Origin of the sequence: Nocardia sp. NPDC057353, from assembly GCF_042667085.1 — a bacterium.
GTDB lineage: Bacteria > Actinomycetota > Actinomycetes > Mycobacteriales > Mycobacteriaceae > Nocardia.
The window spans coordinates 1-17,194 of record NZ_JBHVAK010000001.1 but is presented as its reverse complement, the minus strand read 5'-3'; the positions used below and the strand labels follow the sequence as shown (position 1 = coordinate 17,194).

Annotated in this window: 20 protein-coding genes; 10 read left to right on the top strand and 10 right to left on the bottom strand. The window is 74.2% G+C overall.

The genetic code is table 11. The features are described 5' to 3' along the window. Nucleotides 1-16 precede the first annotated feature (16 nt). Both ACFUUZ_RS00100 and ACFUUZ_RS00095 read right to left on the bottom strand, forming a co-directional pair. Nucleotides 17-1,030 (bottom strand): crotonase/enoyl-CoA hydratase family protein, encoded by a 1,014-nt coding sequence (locus ACFUUZ_RS00100; RefSeq protein WP_378690473.1) that lies wholly within the window; start codon nucleotides 1,028-1,030, stop codon nucleotides 17-19. A gap of 86 nt (nucleotides 1,031-1,116) precedes the next feature. Beyond that, the gene (locus tag ACFUUZ_RS00095; protein WP_378690470.1) at nucleotides 1,117-1,263 is read right to left on the bottom strand and encodes a hypothetical protein; all 147 of its coding nucleotides are present in this window, start codon (nucleotides 1,261-1,263) and stop codon (nucleotides 1,117-1,119) included. 103 nt (nucleotides 1,264-1,366) lie between these two features. Here ACFUUZ_RS00095 and ACFUUZ_RS00090 point away from each other — a divergent pair, with 103 nt between their 5' ends. Next, a complete protein-coding gene (locus ACFUUZ_RS00090; RefSeq protein WP_378690467.1) occupies nucleotides 1,367-1,762 on the top strand; it encodes a hypothetical protein in 396 nt (131 codons plus the stop codon). Nucleotides 1,763-1,821: 59 nt separating this feature from the next. After that, the gene (locus tag ACFUUZ_RS00085; protein WP_378690464.1) at nucleotides 1,822-2,640 is read left to right on the top strand and encodes a hypothetical protein; all 819 of its coding nucleotides are present in this window, start codon (nucleotides 1,822-1,824) and stop codon (nucleotides 2,638-2,640) included. Nucleotides 2,641-2,709: 69 nt separating this feature from the next. Here ACFUUZ_RS00085 and galK read toward each other — a convergent pair whose 3' ends face one another. Beyond that, complete coding sequence (gene galK, locus ACFUUZ_RS00080; protein WP_378690461.1) at nucleotides 2,710-3,894, bottom strand: galactokinase; 1,185 nt, start codon at nucleotides 3,892-3,894, stop codon at nucleotides 2,710-2,712. A gap of 71 nt (nucleotides 3,895-3,965) precedes the next feature. Further along, nucleotides 3,966-5,072 carry a galactose-1-phosphate uridylyltransferase gene (galT, locus tag ACFUUZ_RS00075; RefSeq protein ID WP_378690458.1) on the bottom strand — a complete coding sequence of 369 codons (1,107 nt, stop codon included), beginning with the start codon at nucleotides 5,070-5,072 and terminating at the stop codon, nucleotides 3,966-3,968. 41 nt (nucleotides 5,073-5,113) lie between these two features. Between galT and ACFUUZ_RS00070 the strand changes: the two genes are divergently transcribed. Beyond that, nucleotides 5,114-6,049 carry an aldose 1-epimerase family protein gene (locus tag ACFUUZ_RS00070; RefSeq protein ID WP_378690456.1) on the top strand — a complete coding sequence of 312 codons (936 nt, stop codon included), beginning with the start codon at nucleotides 5,114-5,116 and terminating at the stop codon, nucleotides 6,047-6,049. Here the strand turns inward: ACFUUZ_RS00070 and ACFUUZ_RS00065 are convergent. Together ACFUUZ_RS00065 and ACFUUZ_RS00060 are read right to left on the bottom strand one after the other, a co-directional pair. Next, complete coding sequence (locus ACFUUZ_RS00065) at nucleotides 6,022-6,618, bottom strand: hypothetical protein (protein ID WP_378690453.1); 597 nt, start codon at nucleotides 6,616-6,618, stop codon at nucleotides 6,022-6,024. The genes ACFUUZ_RS00070 and ACFUUZ_RS00065 overlap by 28 nt on opposite strands. A gap of 10 nt (nucleotides 6,619-6,628) precedes the next feature. Beyond that, nucleotides 6,629-7,462 carry a MerR family transcriptional regulator gene (locus ACFUUZ_RS00060; RefSeq protein ID WP_378690451.1) on the bottom strand — a complete coding sequence of 278 codons (834 nt, stop codon included), beginning with the start codon at nucleotides 7,460-7,462 and terminating at the stop codon, nucleotides 6,629-6,631. Between the two features lie 27 nt (nucleotides 7,463-7,489). On the opposite strand from ACFUUZ_RS00060, the gene ACFUUZ_RS00055 reads away from it, so the two are divergent. The 4 genes from ACFUUZ_RS00055 to ACFUUZ_RS00040 all read left to right on the top strand — a co-directional run bounded on the left by ACFUUZ_RS00055 (nucleotide 7,490) and on the right by ACFUUZ_RS00040 (nucleotide 11,706). Continuing rightward, entirely contained in the window at nucleotides 7,490-8,026 is a 537-nt protein-coding gene (locus ACFUUZ_RS00055; RefSeq protein WP_378690448.1) for a DUF6194 family protein, read from the top strand. Next, complete coding sequence (locus ACFUUZ_RS00050) at nucleotides 8,023-8,622, top strand: ANTAR domain-containing protein (protein WP_378690445.1); 600 nt, start codon at nucleotides 8,023-8,025, stop codon at nucleotides 8,620-8,622. Before ACFUUZ_RS00055 ends, ACFUUZ_RS00050 begins: the two co-directional genes overlap by 4 nt. An 82-nt stretch (nucleotides 8,623-8,704) precedes the next feature. After that, nucleotides 8,705-10,819, top strand: coding sequence for a catalase (locus tag ACFUUZ_RS00045; RefSeq protein WP_378690442.1), 2,115 nt, complete (start codon nucleotides 8,705-8,707; stop codon nucleotides 10,817-10,819). A 140-nt stretch (nucleotides 10,820-10,959) separates the two neighbouring features. Further along, nucleotides 10,960-11,706, top strand: a complete 747-nt coding sequence (locus tag ACFUUZ_RS00040; RefSeq protein ID WP_378690439.1) for a phytanoyl-CoA dioxygenase family protein — start codon at nucleotides 10,960-10,962, stop codon at nucleotides 11,704-11,706. Here ACFUUZ_RS00040 and ACFUUZ_RS00035 read toward each other — a convergent pair whose 3' ends face one another. Further along, nucleotides 11,707-12,537 carry an alpha/beta hydrolase fold domain-containing protein gene (locus tag ACFUUZ_RS00035; RefSeq protein WP_378690437.1) on the bottom strand — a complete coding sequence of 277 codons (831 nt, stop codon included), beginning with the start codon at nucleotides 12,535-12,537 and terminating at the stop codon, nucleotides 11,707-11,709. An 88-nt stretch (nucleotides 12,538-12,625) separates the two neighbouring features. Then, nucleotides 12,626-13,651 carry an ABC transporter ATP-binding protein gene (locus ACFUUZ_RS00030; protein WP_378690434.1) on the bottom strand — a complete coding sequence of 342 codons (1,026 nt, stop codon included), beginning with the start codon at nucleotides 13,649-13,651 and terminating at the stop codon, nucleotides 12,626-12,628. 204 nt (nucleotides 13,652-13,855) lie between these two features. On the opposite strand from ACFUUZ_RS00030, the gene ACFUUZ_RS00025 reads away from it, so the two are divergent. The 3 genes from ACFUUZ_RS00025 to ACFUUZ_RS00015 are packed head-to-tail and all read left to right on the top strand — an operon-like array spanning nucleotide 13,856 to nucleotide 15,604. Next, nucleotides 13,856-14,581: a DJ-1/PfpI family protein gene (locus ACFUUZ_RS00025; RefSeq protein WP_378690431.1), complete on the top strand. Its 726-nt coding sequence runs from the start codon at nucleotides 13,856-13,858 to the stop codon at nucleotides 14,579-14,581. Continuing rightward, nucleotides 14,578-15,027, top strand: coding sequence for an SRPBCC family protein (locus ACFUUZ_RS00020; protein WP_378690429.1), 450 nt, complete (start codon nucleotides 14,578-14,580; stop codon nucleotides 15,025-15,027). The genes ACFUUZ_RS00025 and ACFUUZ_RS00020 overlap by 4 nt, the downstream gene beginning before the upstream one ends. 10 nt (nucleotides 15,028-15,037) lie before the next feature. Continuing rightward, nucleotides 15,038-15,604: a TetR/AcrR family transcriptional regulator gene (locus ACFUUZ_RS00015; protein ID WP_378690426.1), complete on the top strand. Its 567-nt coding sequence runs from the start codon at nucleotides 15,038-15,040 to the stop codon at nucleotides 15,602-15,604. Here the strand turns inward: ACFUUZ_RS00015 and ACFUUZ_RS00010 are convergent. After that, nucleotides 15,568-16,503: an alpha/beta hydrolase gene (locus ACFUUZ_RS00010; protein ID WP_378690423.1), complete on the bottom strand. Its 936-nt coding sequence runs from the start codon at nucleotides 16,501-16,503 to the stop codon at nucleotides 15,568-15,570. The genes ACFUUZ_RS00015 and ACFUUZ_RS00010 overlap by 37 nt on opposite strands. Nucleotides 16,504-16,627: 124 nt before the next feature. After that, nucleotides 16,628-16,960, bottom strand: a complete 333-nt coding sequence (locus ACFUUZ_RS00005) for an MmcQ/YjbR family DNA-binding protein (RefSeq protein ID WP_378690421.1) — start codon at nucleotides 16,958-16,960, stop codon at nucleotides 16,628-16,630. Between the last annotated feature and the right edge of the window lie 234 nt (nucleotides 16,961-17,194).

Genomic DNA, 17,194 nt, shown 5'->3' with positions numbered 1-17,194 from the left:
AGCGAATTGGCAGGGGTCAGCCCTGCGGCTTCCCCTTCCAGTCGCCGAACGGCTCGTCCCGCTCGCGGACCGCTTCGCGGAAGCCCGCGGTGGCGGCGCGGAGCTGGAAGGCGTAGCCCTCGCGGGTGTGTCGGGAGATGCCGTCGAAGACCGTGCTGATCATGCCGGAGTTGGCGACGCCCTGGGCGAGCAGCGAACTCGTCACCGCGAGCTTCGCCATGACCAGCTGGTTCAGCGGCATGCGGGCGATGCGGGCGACGAATTCCTCGGTGCGGGCGTCGAGTTCGGCGGCGGGCCAGGATTCGACGGCGAGCCCCCACTCGGCGGCCTGCGCGCCGGTGAGCGAGTCCCCGGTGAAGAGCAGCCGCTTGGCGCGCTGGTCCCCGAGGCGGTGCGCCCACATGCCCGCGGCCGGGATGCCCCAGACCCGGGTGGGCGGGTAGCCGATGCGGGTGTCGTCGGCGCAGACGATCTGGTCGGCGTAGAGCGCGATGTCGGTGCCGCCCGCGATGGCGAAGCCGTGCAGCTTGGCGACGGTCGGCTTGTTCGCGTGCAGCAGGCTGGCGAAGCCGCGGTTGAAGCGGCTCATCATCTGGTAGTCGAGCACCGGGTCCCAGGTGCCCCACGGGTTGTGGTTGCGCGCCTGCACCATCGGGTCGAGCGCGGTGCCGAGGGTGGAATCGGGGTCGTCCCGCGTGCCGGACTGCTCGGCGAAGAGCGACAGGTCGTAGCCGCCGCAGAACCCCTTGCCGCGGCCGGAGACCAGGATGACGTGCACCGCCGGGTCCAGGTCGGCGCGCTCGACGGCGTGCGCGAGGTCGAGCGGGGTGTCCGGGGTGATGGCGTTGCCCTGCTCGGGACGGTCGAAGGTGATCCGCGCGACGCGGTCGGTGACCTCGTAGGTGAGGGTGGCGTAGCGATGTTCGCGCACCGGCTCGGGGCGGCCCGCGTAGGGCGAATCGGCGCCCGCGGTGGCGTCTTCGTACCAGGCGGCGGGGCGGGTGCCCGCGTGGTTCTCGTAATCCGGCAAGGATTTCCCCTCTCAGACGGTCCGCCACGAACCTAGCCCAGGGGTTGCCGGGTGCGGCGGAGCCGGCCCGGCTCCGCCGCGCGCGCTCACTCCGGGCTCGCGTCCCCGGTGGCGGCGGCCTGCTTCGCCTTCTCCAGCTCACCGGTGAGCCGCTCGACGGTGGCGGTGTCACCGAGGTTGTCGGCGGTGGTGATGTCCTGCTTCAACTGGGCGACGATGTCCTCGTCCGACATTCGCGTGCTCCTCTCGGTTCGGGTGTTCCACCGGCGGGGTGTCCGGTTTCCGCGGCCGGAAACCGGCGGGTTGGCACCGGCCGGGGCGGGTAGCCCTCCGACCATGGACTCTTCTACGACCGCGCGCGACGTCGTCCGCTACGGGCTGGCGGGCGGCATGGTCTTCGCCGGGCTCAGCCACCTGTTCTGGGGCCGGGAGACCTTCCGCGCCCAGGTGCCGAGCTGGACGCCGCTGGACGAGGACGGCGTGGTCATGGCCTCGGGCGGGGTGGAGATCACGCTCGGCACGCTGCTCGCCGCGAGTTCGCGGGACCGGGCGCGCTTCGGCAGGCTGCTGGCGCTCTTCTTCGTGGCGGTCTTCCCGGGCAATATCGCGCAGTACACGAACAAGCGGGACGGCTTCGGCCTCGACACCGACCGGAAGCGGCTGATCCGGCTGTTCTTCCAGCCGGTGCTGATCGGGCTCGCGCTGTGGAGCACCTCGCCGCCGCGGCGCTGATTGCCGGACATTCGCCCGAGGCGGGGATACGCTGGATCCCGACCGTCGAGGAGGGCGCTGTGAACCGTCCGCACGTCTCCCGTTCCGGGCTGCTCGACCGCTTCGTCGAATCCCCGCTCGCCGGGTTGGCGCCGTGGATCGTGATGTCGCTGTTCAACGGGCCGGGCCGGTTCGAGGAGGCGGTGGCGGCGGCGTTCGGGTTCGCGCTGCTCGTCTTCGTGGCCGGGCGGCGGCGCGGCACCTCGGTGAAGTTGCTGGAGCTGTTCGACCTGGTCTTCTTCGGGGCGCTGGCGGTGGTCGGGATCCTGGCCTCGCCCGGCTTCATCGAGTGGCTGGAGCTCTGGGCCGGGGAGCTCTCCAATATCGCGCTGGCGCTCTTCGCGCTCGGCTCGCTGCTCGCGCGGGTGCCGTTCACCCTGCAGTACGCACGCGAGCAGACGCCGCGCGAGTACTGGCTCTCGCCGCTCTTCCTGCGGGTGAACTACATGATCACCGGGGTGTGGGCGGCGGCGTTCGCGGCGAACGCGCTGCTCGGTTTCCTCGCCGACGGGGTCCAGCACGACCCGGACAATTTCTGGACCGGGTGGGTGCTGCAGATCGGCATCACGCTCTTCGCCATCGCCTTCACCGAGTGGTACCCGGAGTACGCGCCGAACCGGGCGGCGCAGGCGGCGGGCAAGCCCACCGACCCGCCCAAGCCGGTCGCGCGGCTGCTGGACTGGTTCCCGCCCTTCCTGATCGGCGTCGGCGTCGCCGGGCTGATCACCGACGGCACGCACGCGGCGGTCGGGATCGGGCTGATCGCGGTCGGGATCGCCGGGGGCGCGGTGCTGCGCCGGATCGCGCCCGCCGCGCAGGCGGGCTCGCACCGCCGCTGAGCCGACCGGCTCGGCGCGGGTCGCGCGGTGCTTCGGCGGCGCGGCCTGGCTCGCTGTCGGTGCCGCGGCTCACGAGTCCCGGTGCGCGCCGTCCGAGGGGACGACGGTGAACTGCGTCGGCGGCGCGAAACCCCGTGCGGCGAAGGCCAGCTCGACCGCCTCGGAGATCGCCGCGACGGCATCGGCGGGCGCCAGCGCGATGGCGGCGCCGCCGAATCCGCCGCCGGTCATCCGCGCCCCCAGCGCGCCTGCGGCGCGCGCCGCCGCCACCGCGACGTCCAGCTCGGGGACGGAGATCTCGAAGTCGTCGCGCATGGAGGCGTGCGAGGCGTCAAGCAGCGGGCCGATGGCGGCGGCGCCGTCGGCGCGCAGGGTGCGCACGGTGTCGAGGACGCGGCGGTCCTCGGTCACCACGTGCCTGACCCGGCGGAAGGTGACGTCGTCGAGCAGCTCGCGCGCCCGGTCCAGGTCGGCGACCTCGAGGTCGCGCAGCGCCGGGACGCCCAGCGCGGCGGCGCCCGCCTCGCAGGAGGCGCGGCGCTCGCGGTAGCCGCCGGTGGCGTGCTCGTGCCTGACCCCGGTGTCGATGACGCGCAGCACCAGCCCGGCCTCGGCGAAGCCGAGCGGGACCACCTCGGCGGCGAGCGTGCGGCAGTCGAGGAAGACGGCGGCGTCGAGCTCGCCGAGCAGCGCGGCGGACTGGTCCATGATGCCGGTGGGGGCGCCGACCGCGTCGTTCTCCGCGCGCTGCCCCACCTTCGCCAGGGTCTCCCTCGAGAGCTCGAGCCCCCACAGCTCGGTGAGCGCGAGCGCGACGGCGCTCTCGATCGCCGCCGAGGAGGAGAGCCCCGCGCCGACCGGGACGGAGGAGTCGATGGCGAGGTCGGCGCCGGGCACGGCGGCGAGGTCGGCGCCGAACTCGCCGAGCGCCCAGGCGACGCCGAGCGGGTAGGCGGACCAGCCGCGCAGCTCGCCCGCGGCGTGCGCGCGCACCAGCTCGGTCACCGGGAGCGCGACCGGGTCGCCGCCGAAGGTGCTCGCCACCCGGAGCACGCCGTCGGCGCGCGGCGCGGCGGCGACCTCGGTGCGCCGGTCGATGGCGAACGGGAGCACGAAGCCCTCGTTGTAGTCGGTGTGCTCGCCGATCAGGTTCACCCGCCCCGGCGCCGACCACACCCCGGCCGCATCGGCACCGGTCAACTCCCGGAACAGCGCCCCCGCGCCCCCACCGCGTTCAGGACTCGACCCGCTCATGCTGTCTCCCCTCGGCACGAGCGGGGGCCCTCCGTGGCTACGCTGCGCTCCCGCCTCCGGGCCTGACCCGCTCATGCCAGCGCCTCGCGGATCCGCGCCGCCGCGGTCTCCGGCGGGATGTCCCCGATCCACGCGCCCATGGCCGCCTCCGATCCCGCGGGGTACTTGAGTTTGTTCGTGCCGCGCCGCGGCGAGGTGAGCTGCAGGTGCAGCCGCAGCGCGTCCCGGCCGACGCGCACCGGGGCCTGGTGCCAGGCCGCGATGTAGGGCGTCGGGGTGTCGTAGAGCGCGTCGATGCCGCGCAGCAGCCGCGGCAGCAACTCGGCCAGCTCGGCGCGCTCGGCCTCGTCGGTGGCGGCGAAGTCGGGGACGTGCCGGTGCGGCAGCAGGTGCACCTCGATGGGCCAGCGCGCGGCGAAGGGCACGAACGCGGTCCAGTGCTCGCCGGTGAGCAGCACCCGCGGGCCCGCGCGCTCGAAGTCGAGGATGTCGCCGAAGAGCCCGGGCCCGAGCCGCTCGGCGGCGTCCAGCAGGCGGGCGGTGCGCGGGGTGACGTAGGGGTAGGCGTAGATCTGGCCGTGCGGGTGGTGCAGCGTCACCCCGATCGCCTCGCCGCGGTTCTCGAACGGGAAGACCTGCTGGATGCCTGGCAGCGCGGAGAGCGCGGCGGTGCGGTCGGCCCACGCCTCGATCACGGTGCGCGCCCGGCCGGTGCCGAGCGTCCCGAGCGAGCCGTGCTGCTCCGGGCTGAAGCACACCACCTCGCAGCGCCCCACCGCGGCCAGTTCGCGGCCCAGGCCGAGCGTGGCCAGGTCGGTGAGGCCGGTGGGCGCGCCGGTGACGTCGGGGGGCAGCGCGGGGCCGAAGGACGGCGAGCGGTTCTCGAAGACCGCCACGTCGTAGCGGTCCGGGATCTCGGAGGGGTTGGTCGGGGTCTGCGGGGCCAGCGGGTCGCGGTCCGACGGCGGCAGCACCACCCGGTTCTGCCTGGCCGCGGCGATCGAGATCCACTCACCGGTGAGCACGTCGAGCCGCATGGCGGCGGTGCCGGGGCGCGGCTCCAGCGTCCTGGCATCGATCCGGCGCTCTGGACCGAGGGTGGTGTCGGCGTCGTCGAAGTAGAACAGGTCGCGGCCGTCGGCGAGCCGCGCCTGCCGCTTCACGATTCCGGATGGCACCGGACCACGATAGCCGGCATTTTCCCCCGTAGGCTCACGACGTGCTCGAATCCGCAATCACCGCCACCGGAAGGGCGGTCACGCTGGAGGCGGCGGGCGTGCGCGCCGAGATCGGCACCGTGGCCGCGGTCCTCCGTTCGCTGACCGTCGGCGGCACCGCCGTCACCGAACCGGTGCCCGCCACCGCGCCGCCGCCGCAGGGCTGCGGGCTGGTCCTGGTCCCGTGGCCGAATCGGGTGCGCGACGGCCGCTGGACCCTGGACGGCGCGCCCCAGCAGCTCGACCTCACCGAACCGGCCCGCGGCAACGCCATCCACGGCCTGCTCCGCAATACCGAGTACACCGTGCTCGAGCGGGCCGCCGACGCGGTGACGCTGGGCGCGCTGATCCCGCCGCAGCACGGCTGGCCCTTCCTGCTCGACACCACGGTCCGGTACGCGCTGCGCCCGGACGGCCTCGCGGTCACGCACGCCGTGCGCAACCTCTCCGAGCGCACCGCGCCGTGGGCGGTCGGCGCGCACCCCTACCTGCGGGTCGGTGCGCACCCGATCGAGGAGCTGGTGCTCACGCTGCACGCGGGCACCCGGTTCGAGGCGGACGAGCGGATGAACCCGGTGGCCGAGCACCCGGTGGCGGGCACCCCGTTCGACCTGCGCGGCGGGGTGCGGGTCGGGGAGCTGGACCTGGACACCGCCTTCGGCGAGGTGACCCCGGTGGACGGCGTCGCGGCCCGGCTCACCGCGCCGGACGGCGCCGCGGTCGAGCTGCTGCACGGTCGGGACTGGGGGTACGCGCAGGTGTTCACGCCGCGGATCTTCCCGCGGAACGGCGTGCGCGGCCTCGCGGTGGCGGTGGAGCCGATGACGGCGCCGCCGGACGCGCTGAACTCCGGGCGCGGGCTGGTCCGGCTGGCGCCGGGCGAGCGGGCCGAGCGGAGCTGGGGGCTGCGCTACACCGCGGCGGGCGGGTCCCGGTAGCGGCGCGGGGCGCTGCGCTCCCAGGCCGCGCCCCAGGCGGCGTAGCGGCGGCGGTCGAGCAGCACGGCGACGGCGCGCACCAGCGCCCAGCCGAGCCCGGCGGCGGTGAACACCACCAGCAGCCCGGTGCCGATGCCGCCGATCGGGGCGGCGTCGGGGCTGCGCGGCGCGAGCACCGGGCGGTTCGCGGGGTCGAGCCAGAGCGTGACGCGATCACCGGCCGATGCGGTCTGCGGCACCGAGGTCTCCGCGGTGCCGGACCGGCCGTTCTCGTCCCAGCGCACGGTGGCCCGCACGGTGTACGGCGCGACCTCGGCCGGCTCGGTGACCACGGTGGCCTGCACCGGGGTCCTGGTCGCCCGCTCGACCCGGATGCGCTCCGCGTCGACGGCGTAGACCTCGGTGCCGAGTCCCCAGGCCAGCGGGACGGTGAGCAGCACGGCGGCGACGACGGCGAGCCGGAGCACCGCCTCGAGGCGGTCCAGCGGGCGCAGCAGCGGGCTCGGATGCCACGGCCGCATCCACCCGAAGCGGACGGGCCGCTCCGGACCGTGGGGAAGCGCGGACATGGAGCACCTTTCACTCGACGATCGCCGCCCCATCGAGCATGCCCTGCCCGGCGCCGGTCGGCGGTGAGAGATCCGTCATGTCCGGCTGCCCGAGCGGCGCGGCGAGCACGTGCGCGTCCGCGCAGAGCGGCGCCAGCGCGGCGGCCGCGGTCAGCAGCGCCAGCGAACGGGTCGCGATATCGCGCTCCCTGGCGGCGAGCGCGGCAGTGACGGTCGCTGTGCCGCCGCGCGGCAGCCCCGCGAGCACCGCGCGCACCGCGCCGATCCGGTAACCCGCTTCGCGCAGCTGATGCACGATCCTGACGTCGCGCACCTGGACCGGGGTGTAGCGGCGGGTGCCGGTGCGGTCGCGGTCCGGGCCGATCAGCCCCTCGGCCTCCCAGTGCCGCAGCGCCGAGGCCCTGATGCCGAGCGCCGCCGCGAGTTCCGCGATGCCCATGGCGTCGGCGGGGCGCGGGTCGGGCACCGGCTCGGCCGCGACGGCGGCGGCCGCAACCGTCGCCGCGGCGAGCTCGGCGCGCTCCCGGTGCAGCCCGGCGTGCGCGGCGTCGAGCCGGGCGAGCACGGCGTCCCGCGGCTCGCGGTGCAGCGCGCGCAGCAGCTCCTTCGCCGCCACCGGGCCGACGGCACCGGCCAGCGCGCGGTAGGCGAGCAGGCAGTGCAGGTGGGTGGCGCCGTAGCGGCGGTAGCCGTTGGCCGCGCGGCGGGCGGGCGGCAGCACCCCGGCGGCCTCCAGGTCGCGCACGTGCTGCGCCGAGCAGCGGGCCCGGCGGGCGAGCTGCGCCGTGCCGTAGTGGAGGGTCGGGTGGTCGGATTCCCGGGTGGACGCGATGAAAGTCTCCACAAGCAGTCGAATGTAACGCTCGAAGGCATGGACATCGACGAGATCACCCGCCACGTCTCCGGCCTCGACGGGGTGCTGGCGCAGCGCCCACGACACGGCGACCCCACCGTGCCCGAGATCGCCTGGGGCGACACCTTCTTCTTCTACGCCCCGGACGGCGAGCTCCCCCGCGCCCAGCCCTTCGCGACCATCGTGACCAAGGACTACCCCGGCGACACCGGCTCCCGACTGCGCGCCCCGGAGCGCTTCCGGCTCAATATCGCCGCGGGCGCCGAAGCCTTCACCGCGCACACCGGGCACCCTCCCCGGGCCGGGATACCCGCCCCGGACCCCGCCGCCACCGACACCCTCTTCGCACACCCGCTCTACGCGGGCGCGGGCTGGCTCGCGGTGGTGAACCCCGGCCCCCGAACCGCTTCCGCGCTGCCCGCGCTGTTCACCGCCGCGCACGCCAGGGCGAAGGCGGCGCACGAGCGGCGACACCGACCCGCGCACAGCACCGCCGAGCGACTGGACGATACTGAAACGGCCATGACCATCTCCCCCACCGAACCCGATTCATGAGAAGCAGGCGATCCCCGGCGGCGCTGCGCACCGGCACCTTCGGCTACCGGGCCGACGAGCAGCGCTGGCAGTGGTCCGCGGAGACCGCGGCCATGCACGGCTACGAACTCGGCGAGGTGGTGCCGACCGCGGAACTGCTCGCCGCGCACCAGCACCAGGACGACCGCGCGCTGTTCCTCGCCGCCGTCGGCGCCGGGGACGGCTTCTGCCTGCGCCAGCGGCTCACCGCCGCCGGGGGCGACAACCGGGTGGTGATCGTGGTCGCCGAGCCGGGCCGCACCGGGCTGAACGGCTTCTACGTCGACCTCACCGGCCCGGTGGCGGCGCAGCACCGCACGCTGATCGATGCCGCGCTGCCGGACTACGCGCGGCTGCGCGGCCCGATCGAGCAGGCGGCGGGGATGCTCATGGTGGTCTACGGCGTGCAGGCCCGGCGCGCGGACGAGCTGCTGCGCGCCCGCGCCGCCGAGCACGGGCTGGAGCTTCCGCGCTTCGCCGAGCTGCTCTGCGCGGCGGTGGCCGACGGCGTCGAGGTGCCCGCCCGGCTGCGCACGGTCTTCGACCACGTGCTGCTGACGGTGCATCAGCGGGGCTGAGCGGGGCGGCGTTTCGACGCGGCGGGGTCCGGGTAGCACGGCTTGCGCCCGCATCAGCCCCGATCGAGGAGGTTCCTCCGCCATGTCGGAAACCCCGCAGCCGCCCGGTGTGCCCGGCACCGAGCCCGCCCCGCTCGCCGAGCCGACCACCCCCCGCGAACCGCTGCCCCCCAAGGCCGACCAGCGCGGCCCCGCGCCGGTCTCCCCCACCGGCGGCGAGCCGGGCGCACGGAACCAGCAGGGGGCGACGCTGACCACCGCGCAGGGCGGCAGGCTGCGCGACACCGACCACTCGCTCAAGGCCGGGCCGCGCGGCCCGGTGCTGCTGCAGGACCACCACCTGCGCGAGAAGATCACCCACTTCGACCACGAGCGGATCCCGGAGCGGGCCGTGCACGCCCGCGGCGCCGCCGCGCACGGCGTCTTCATCGGCAACGGCGCGGCCGCCGAGATCTGCTGCGCGGGGCTCTTCGCCGAAGGCGTCGAGACCCCGGTCTTCGTGCGCTTCTCCACCGTGCTCGGCTCGCGCGGCTCGGCCGACACGGTCCGTGACACCCGCGGCTTCGCCACCAAGTTCTACACCGACGACGGCGTCTGGGACCTGGTCGGCAACAACATCCCGGTCTTCTTCATCCAGGACGCGATCAAGTTCCCGGACGTGGTGCACGCCGCCAAGCCGCACCCGGACCGGGAGATCCCGCAGGCGCAGAGCGCGCACGACACCTTCTGGGACTTCGTCTCGCTGCACACCGAGGCCACCGCGCACACCCTGTGGAACATGTCCGACCGCGGCATCCCGCGCTCCTACCGGACCATGGAGGGGTTCGGGGTGCACACCTTCCGGCTGATCGACGCCGACGGCCGCTCGTCGCTGGTGAAGTTCCACTGGAAGCCGCGGCTCGGGGTGCACTCGCTGCTCTGGGAGGAGGCGCAGATCGCGGGCGGCGTCGACCCCGACTTCCACCGCCGCGACCTGGCCGACGCCATCGAGGCGGGCGCCTTCCCGGAGTGGGACCTGGGCGTGCAGGTCTTCCCGGACACCGAGGAGCAGACCTTCGAGGGCTTCGACCTGCTCGACCCCACCAAGATCGTGCCGGAGGAGCTGGCGCCGGTGCGGATCATCGGCACCATGACGCTGAACGCCAACCCGCGCAGCTACTTCGCCGAGACCGAGCAGGTGGCCTTCCACCCCGGCCACCTGGTGCGCGGCATCGACGTCACCAACGACCCGCTGCTGCAGGGCAGGCTCTTCTCCTACATCGACACCCAGATCACCCGGCTCGGCGGGCCGAACTTCGCGCAGCTGCCGATCAACCGGCCGCACGCCCCGGTCAACGACATGCTGCGGGACGGCATGCACCAGACCGCCGTGCACACCGGGGTCGCGCCGTACCGGCCGAACAGCCTGGACGGCGGCTGCCCGTTCACCGCGGACCCGGCCGCGGCGCTCATCGAGTTCCCGGAGATGGTGGCGGGCACCAAGGTGCGCGAGTCGCCCGCGAGCTTCGACGACCACTTCAGCGGGGCGCGGCTCTTCTACGCCAGCCTGACCCCGATCGAGCGGGCGCACGTCGCCGAGGCGTACTCCTTCGAGCTGGGCAAGGTGTACGAGAAGGCGATCAAGCAGCGCACGCTCGGGGTGCTGCGGCACATCGACGAGGAGCTGGCGCGCACCGTCGCGGGCAACCTCGGGCTCGCGCTTGACGGCCCCGCGCCCGAGCTCGCCGAGGTCACGCCGTCGCCCGCGCTCTCCCAGCTCGGCGCGGAGTGGCCGGTGGACGGGCGGCTGGTCGGGATCGTCGCCGACGACGAGACCGACACCGGTGAGCTGGCCGACGCGGTCGCGGCGGCCTTCGCGGCCGGGGTGACCCCGCTGGTGATCGGCCCGCACGGCGGCGAGTTCGGCCCGGTGCCGATCTCCCGGACGCTGGACACCGCGCGTTCGATCGAGTTCGACGCGCTGCTGATCGCCGCGGCGCCCGCGCACCCCAAGCTCGGGGTGCTGCTGCAGGAGGCGCACCGGCACCTCAAGGGCATCGCCTACACCGAGCGCGGCGCCGAGGCGCTGACCCGTGCCGGGATCGACACCGGCTCGGCCGGGGTGGACGCCGCCGACGGGCTCACCGCCGGGTTCGCGGCGCTCGCCGCCGCGCTGCCCGAGCACCGGGTCTGGGCCCGCGCCGCGGAATTGAGCTGAGCCGCCCCCCTCGGGCAGCCGCCCCGCCCCGGCACTCGCCGCTGCCCGAGGCGGCCGCCGCTGCCCGGGGTCGCCGACAGTGTCCATGGCAGCCGGAATTCGGTTGCGGCTGCCGTCGCGAGACGGCAGCCTCACGCCCCATGGACGACGCGGCGGTCGAACGCTTCAGCACCGACGGCTTCGTGCGGATCGAGGGCGCCTTCGAGCGCGACCTCGGGCTGCGCTGCGCCGCCGAGCTCTGGGCGCACATCGGGCTCGACGCCGACGACCCGGCGTCCTGGACCCGCCCCCTGATCTGGGTGCCCGGGCTGAGCTCGCCGCCGTTCACCGCGGCGGCGGGCACCGAGGCGCTGGTGGCGGCGTACGACCGGCTGGTGGGGCCGGGCCGCTGGCGGCCGCGGCTCGGCCTCGGCACCTTCCCGCTCCGCTTTCCCAGCACCGAACCCGCGGAGGCCGCGGGGTGGCACGTCGAGGCGTCGTTCGCGGGCGCCGACGGCGGGCCCCGCGTCGACCTGCGCTCGCGCGGGCGGGCGCTGCTCATGCTCTTCCTGTTCTCCGATATCGGCGTGGACGACGCGCCGACGCTGCTCCGGATCGGGTCGCACCTGGTCGTGCCGCCCTTCCTGCGCGACGCCGACCGGGAGGGGCGGCCGTGGATGGATGTCTGCGCCGATGTCGTGCCCGCTACCGCGGAGCTTCCGGTGGTCGCGGCGACCGGGCGGATCGGCGACGTCTTCCTGTGCCACCCGTTCCTGGTGCACTCCGCGCAGGCGCACCGCGGCCGGGCGCCGCGCTTCCTGGCGCAGCCGCCGCTGGAGCCGGTGGGCGAGCTCGACCTCGCGGCGCCGTTCCCGGTGTCGGCGGCGATCCGGCGCGGGCTCGGCTGATCAGGGCGTGCCGGTGCGGGCGGCGTCGCGCTTGGCCAGCCAGCCGTTCATGGCGGTGAGCGCGAAGCGGAAGGCGTTGAGGCGGTGGCGGTTCAGGTAGCCGTGCCAGGAGTGCGGGACCACGGCGTGCGCCACCGGGACCCCGGCGGCGTCGAGCTCGCCCGCGAAGGTCTCGCCGGAGGCGCGCAGGGTGTCGAAGTCGGCGTCGAGCATGAGGGTGGGCGGCAGCCCGGTGAGGTCGGTGCCGCCGGGGAAGGCGCCGCCGGTGAGCAGCTCGGCGTGGCCGACGTAGTTGACGTTCATCTTGTACACCGCCGCGGGGGTGAACTGCCGGTACCCCGCCAGCCCGCGGGTGCGCCTGCGCACCGAGGGGGGCAGCGCGGGGAGTTCGGCGTGGAAGAGGCCGTAGCAGAGCAGCAGCCCCGCGGTCCCGCCCAGCCGCTGGGCCGCGGTCACCGCGAGGCAGGCGCCCGCGCTGGCGCCGCCGAGCACGATCCGCCCGTGCCGATCGGCGAAGTCCCGGCTCGCGTCGACCACGTCGTCCAGTGCGGCCGGGTAGTGGTGCCCCGGCGGGGTGTTCCGCGTGCGCCGCCCCCACGGCCGCGGCGCGAGCCGGTAGTCGACGGCGCGCACCGGCCGCCCCCCGGCGGCCAGCCGCAGCGCCACCCGGTGCGATTCGGGGGTGTCCAGGTCACCGGTGACGAAGCCGCCGCCGTGCAGCCAGATCACCGGCGCCGCCCCGGCCCGCGGCGCCGCGGGCAGGTAGTCGCGGACCGGTATCGCGCCCTGCCGCCCGGGTACGGTCCGGTCCTCGGTGCGCACGGCGCTCATGGGCTTCTCCTGTCAGCGGGCTACTCCTCAGCCGTATACCCGCCAGGACGAATTTCCGCCGTAACGAAGCCCACGAACGGAGGACCGCTCAGTAGCGGCTCTGCGCCGGGTAGTGCTCGATGACCTCGGTGCGCTCGCCGTCCTCGTAGGAGTTGCGGATGGCGGCCTGCGCGTTCGGCGGCAGGGTGTGCAGGATCTCCTGCACCCGCTGCCTGCGCCGCAGCATGCCCTGGCGCACCGGCATGCCGGGGGTGGCGCGCATCTGCGGGGCGATGCCCTCGACCTCCTCGGCGCCGCCGTGGTGGTGCCCGGCGTCGACCATGGCCTGCTCGCGGGCCATCTGGGTCTCGTCCTTCTCCTCGGACATGCCGATCGGGCCGATGATGCGGCCGTTCAGGAACTGCTTGACCACCGGCTCGTCGGAGGTGAGCAGCACCTCGCGCGGGCCGAACATGACCAGCTGCCGCCGGAACAGCATCCCGATATTGTCCGGAACCGTCCGCGCCAGGTTGATGTTGTGCGTGACGATCAGAATCGTCGCATCGATCTGGGCGTTGATATCGATCAGCAACTGCGACAGGTACGAGGTCCGCACCGGGTCCAGACCCGAGTCCGGCTCGTCGACCAGGATGATCTGCGGATCCAGCACCAGGGCACGCGCCAACCCGGCGCGCTTGCGCATACCACCGGAGATCTCACCCGGCAGCTTGCCCTCCGCCCCGATCAGACCGGTCAGCTCCAGCTTCTCCATCACGATCTGCTTGATCTCGGACTCGGACTTCTTGGTGTGCTCGCGCAGCGGGAACGCCACATTGTCGAAGAGCGTCATGGAGCCGAAGAGCGCGCCGTCCTGGAAGAGCACCCCGAAGAGCTTGCGAATGTCGTATAGCTGCTTGTTCGAACACGTCGTGATGTCGACGCCGTCGATGTAGATGGAGCCGCGCTCCGGGCGCAGCAACCCGATCAGCGACTTCAGGAACACCGACTTGCCCGTCCCGGACGGGCCGAGCAGGGCGCTGACCTCACCGGAGGGCAGCGTCAGCGAGACGTCCTGCCAGATCCGCTGCGAGCCGAACGATTTGGTGACACCTTCGGTCCTGACCTCGACGCCCACGAGAAACTCCCTGCTCCCGGTGGCCCGGATCAGGGCGCACCACCACACGATTCAGACGGCGATGTTACCGCTGATTCCGAGACCCCGTGGTCCATATCGGCGAGAAGAGTGCCGGGAATTTACCGCCCACCGGCGCGCGGAAACCGCTAAGTTAGTTGTCGTTCGCACGCTCGCGAGCGCGTTTCGAGTGGAGGGAGCACCGCGGTGCAGGTCGCTGTTCTGCTGTATCCGGGCTTCACGGCGCTGGACGCGATCGGCCCGTACGAGGTACTGCGCTGGCCGCCCGGCACCGAGCTGCGCTTCGTCGCGACCACCACCGGGCCGGTCGTGGCGGACAGCGGGGTGCTCGTGCTCGGCGCGACGCACACATTGTCCGAGACACCCGCGCCGGACATCGTGCTCGTCCCCGGCGGGCCCGGCGCCTTCGCGGCCGCCGCCGACTCCGCGGTGCTCGCCTGGCTGCGCCGGGTGCACCCCGGCACCCGCTGGACCGTCTCGGTCTGCACCGGCTCGCTGGTGCTGGCCGGGGCCGGGCTGCTGCAGGGCAGACCCGCCACCACGCACTGGGCGGCGGAGCGGGCGCTCGCCGCGCTCGGCGCGGTGCCGCAGCCGGGCGAGCGGGTGGTGCACGGCGACCGGGTCGCCACCGCCGCCGGGGTCTCGGCGGGCATCGACCTCGCGCTCTGGCTGGTCGAGGAGCTGCACGGCCGGGAGCGCGCCGAGGTGGCGCAGCTGGACATCGAGTACGACCCGCGGCCGCCGGTGGACGCCGGGCACCCGAGCAAGGCGTCGGCGGCGGTGCGGCGCCTCGCCATGCAGGACCAGATCGCGCTCACCCGCAGCTCCGGGCAGCTCGGGCGGAGCGCGGCGGCGGTGCCCGCGCTGCTCTGGCACAGCACGATCCGCCGGATCCGGGCGCGGGCACGATGACCGCGGCGCGCACGGTCGAGGTGGAGCGGGTGGTGGCCGCGCCGATCGCCGAGGTGTTCGGCTTCCTCACCGACTCGGCGAACTACCGGTCGGTGCCCGGCGTGCTGCGCGCCCGGCTGGTGACGCCGGGCGCCCCGGTACCGCAGGGCGTCGGCGCGGTGCGACAGGTGGTGACCGCGGCGCTGGCGCTGACCGAGCTGGTCACCGCCTACGACCCGCCGCACCGGATGGAGTACCGGATCGTCCGCGCGGTGCCGCCGCTGCGGCACGAGGCGGGCAGCATCACCTGCACCGAGGTGCCGGGCGGCACCCTGGTGCGCTGGCGCTCGGAGTTCGCCCTCGCGACGCCGGTCGCGGCCGGGGTGCTCACCCGGGTCTGGACGCCGATCGTGCGGAGCGGCTTCGAGCTGGTGCTGCGCACCGCCGAGCGCAGGTTGCGGCGCTAGACTCGCGGGCATGACCGCCCGCAGGCGACCGGTGCAGCGGCGGGCGCGCGAGACCGTCGACATCCTGCTCGAGGCGGCGGCCCAGCTGTTCGCCCGGGAGGGGCTCGGTACCACGACGAACCGGATCGCCGAGCGCGCCGGGTTCTCCATCGGCACGCTCTACCAGTACTTCCCGGACAAGCAGGCGCTGCTGCGCGGCCTCGCGCACCGGCACGTGCGGCAGGCCGAAACCCGCTTGGCGACGGTCACGGCCGAGCTCAGGGCGACCGCACCGCCCTTCGAGGAGACGGTGCGCGCCCTGGTGACCGCCGTCGTCGAGCTGCACAGCGACCGCCCCGCGCTGCACGACCTCATGCACCGGGTGGCCGCGGGCCGGGTCGAGGAGCTCGCCGCGGTGCGCGCACTCGAGGACCGGCTGGCCGCCGAGGTCGCCTTCCACCTCGCGCGCTGCGGCCGCGGCGGCGACGACCCCGCGGCGCTGGCGCGCACCGTCGTGCACGTGGTCGACGCGCAGGTGCACCGGGTGTCGCGGGACGTCGATCAGCTGGTCGCGCTGGTGCTGCGGCTGACCGGTTGAACGGTGTCGCGCAGCCGGAGCACGGTGGCGGCGAGCTGGTCGAGCCCCGGCCGCTCCACCGGGAAGTGCCCGCTCTCCGGCAGCATGACCACCTCGGTCGGCGCCGCGATCCGCCGCAGCACCCGCAGGCTGAGCTCGGGCGGGGTCCAGGCGTCCGCCGCCGGGTGCACCAGCGTCACCGGCGCGCCGGTGTAGCGCGCGGGCGCGGTGTGCGCGTAGCTCAGGAAGCTGGACATGAAGCCGAGCGGCACCCGCGCGCCGCCGCCGCGCGGGTCGCGGGCGCAGTACCGGGCCAGCTCCCGGTTCGTGCTCATTGCCCGGAGATCGCCGAGCAGCCGGATCGGCACCATGACCCCGCCGAGCACCGGCTCCAGCGCGGCCAGCGCGGGCGCCATCCGCGCGGCGGCGGGGGTGCGGGCGGCGGCGCGCCTGGCCGCCGGGTCGGCCGGGTCGAGCAGGCAGGTGGTGAGCACGTGCGCCACCGCGCCGGTGCGGCTCGACGCCTCGTAGGCGAGCATTCCGCCCATGCTCGCCCCGAACAGCACCAGCGGCCGCCGGTCCCGCTCGGTCTCGGCGCGCACCAGATCGCAGACCAGGTCGACCCAGTCGCCGTACCGCACCGCGCGCGGCCGCGGCTCGTCGGTGGCGCCGTAGAGCGGCAGGTCCACCGCGAGCAACTCCACCCCGTCCGGCACGACCGCGGCGGCCAGCGGCCACAGCGCGCCGACGTGCCCGCCGCCGCCGTGCAGCACCAGCACCCGCACGCCCGCGTCGGGCGCCGCCGCGCGCGCGATGTGCACCCGACGGCCGCGCCACTCCCACCACGTCGCGGCCGGGCGGAGACGCGCCCGCTCCCGGTACTCCGGCGGCAGGAACTGGGCGTAGTCATCGAATTGCATGACTCAACGATTCTCGCCGTCGGCCGCGCTCACAACTCGCGTTCCGCCGCCGTGGCTTCCGGTGAGCAAACGCGGCGTGAACTGCCCATATCGCGGCGGATCCGGCCAAATTCCGGTCGGTTGCTCAGGTTTCGAGCAACCGCTTCGGCGCGGCCAGCCGCCAGGAGTCGAGCACGATGGCGCGCAGCTCCTCGTGGTCGTCGAGCGCGGCGAGCCGCACCCGCACCCAGGCGTTCCCGGCCTCGTGCGGGGCGATCCAGAACTTCTCCGGCTCCGCCGCCACCAACTCGTCCCGGTCCACGATCGGGCAGCGCACCGCCATCGAGGTCTCGTCGTCGGGCAGCGTCAGGAAGAGCGAGCGGCCGACCCGGAAGATCGGCATCTGCCAGAGGAAGTCCTCGGCGGTCTCCGGCAGCGACAGGGCGTAGGCGCGGACATCGTCCCCCGAGGCGGTCATGGCCCGGAATCCTGCCATCGCGGTCCGACACCCCCGCGCGGACTAGGTGTGATGTCCAGGGAGGTTGTCCTGCCCCACGTGGGTGAGTCGATGTGACAGGTGAAGGCCCCCGGTAGTGAAGTGGAGCTGTCTAGGAACCGCTTCACCACAACCCGGAGGCCTTCGTGTCCCACGCTAACGCAGCCCTGACACCACGCGCACGACTGCGCCTGGCCCAGCTGGTCATCGATCGCG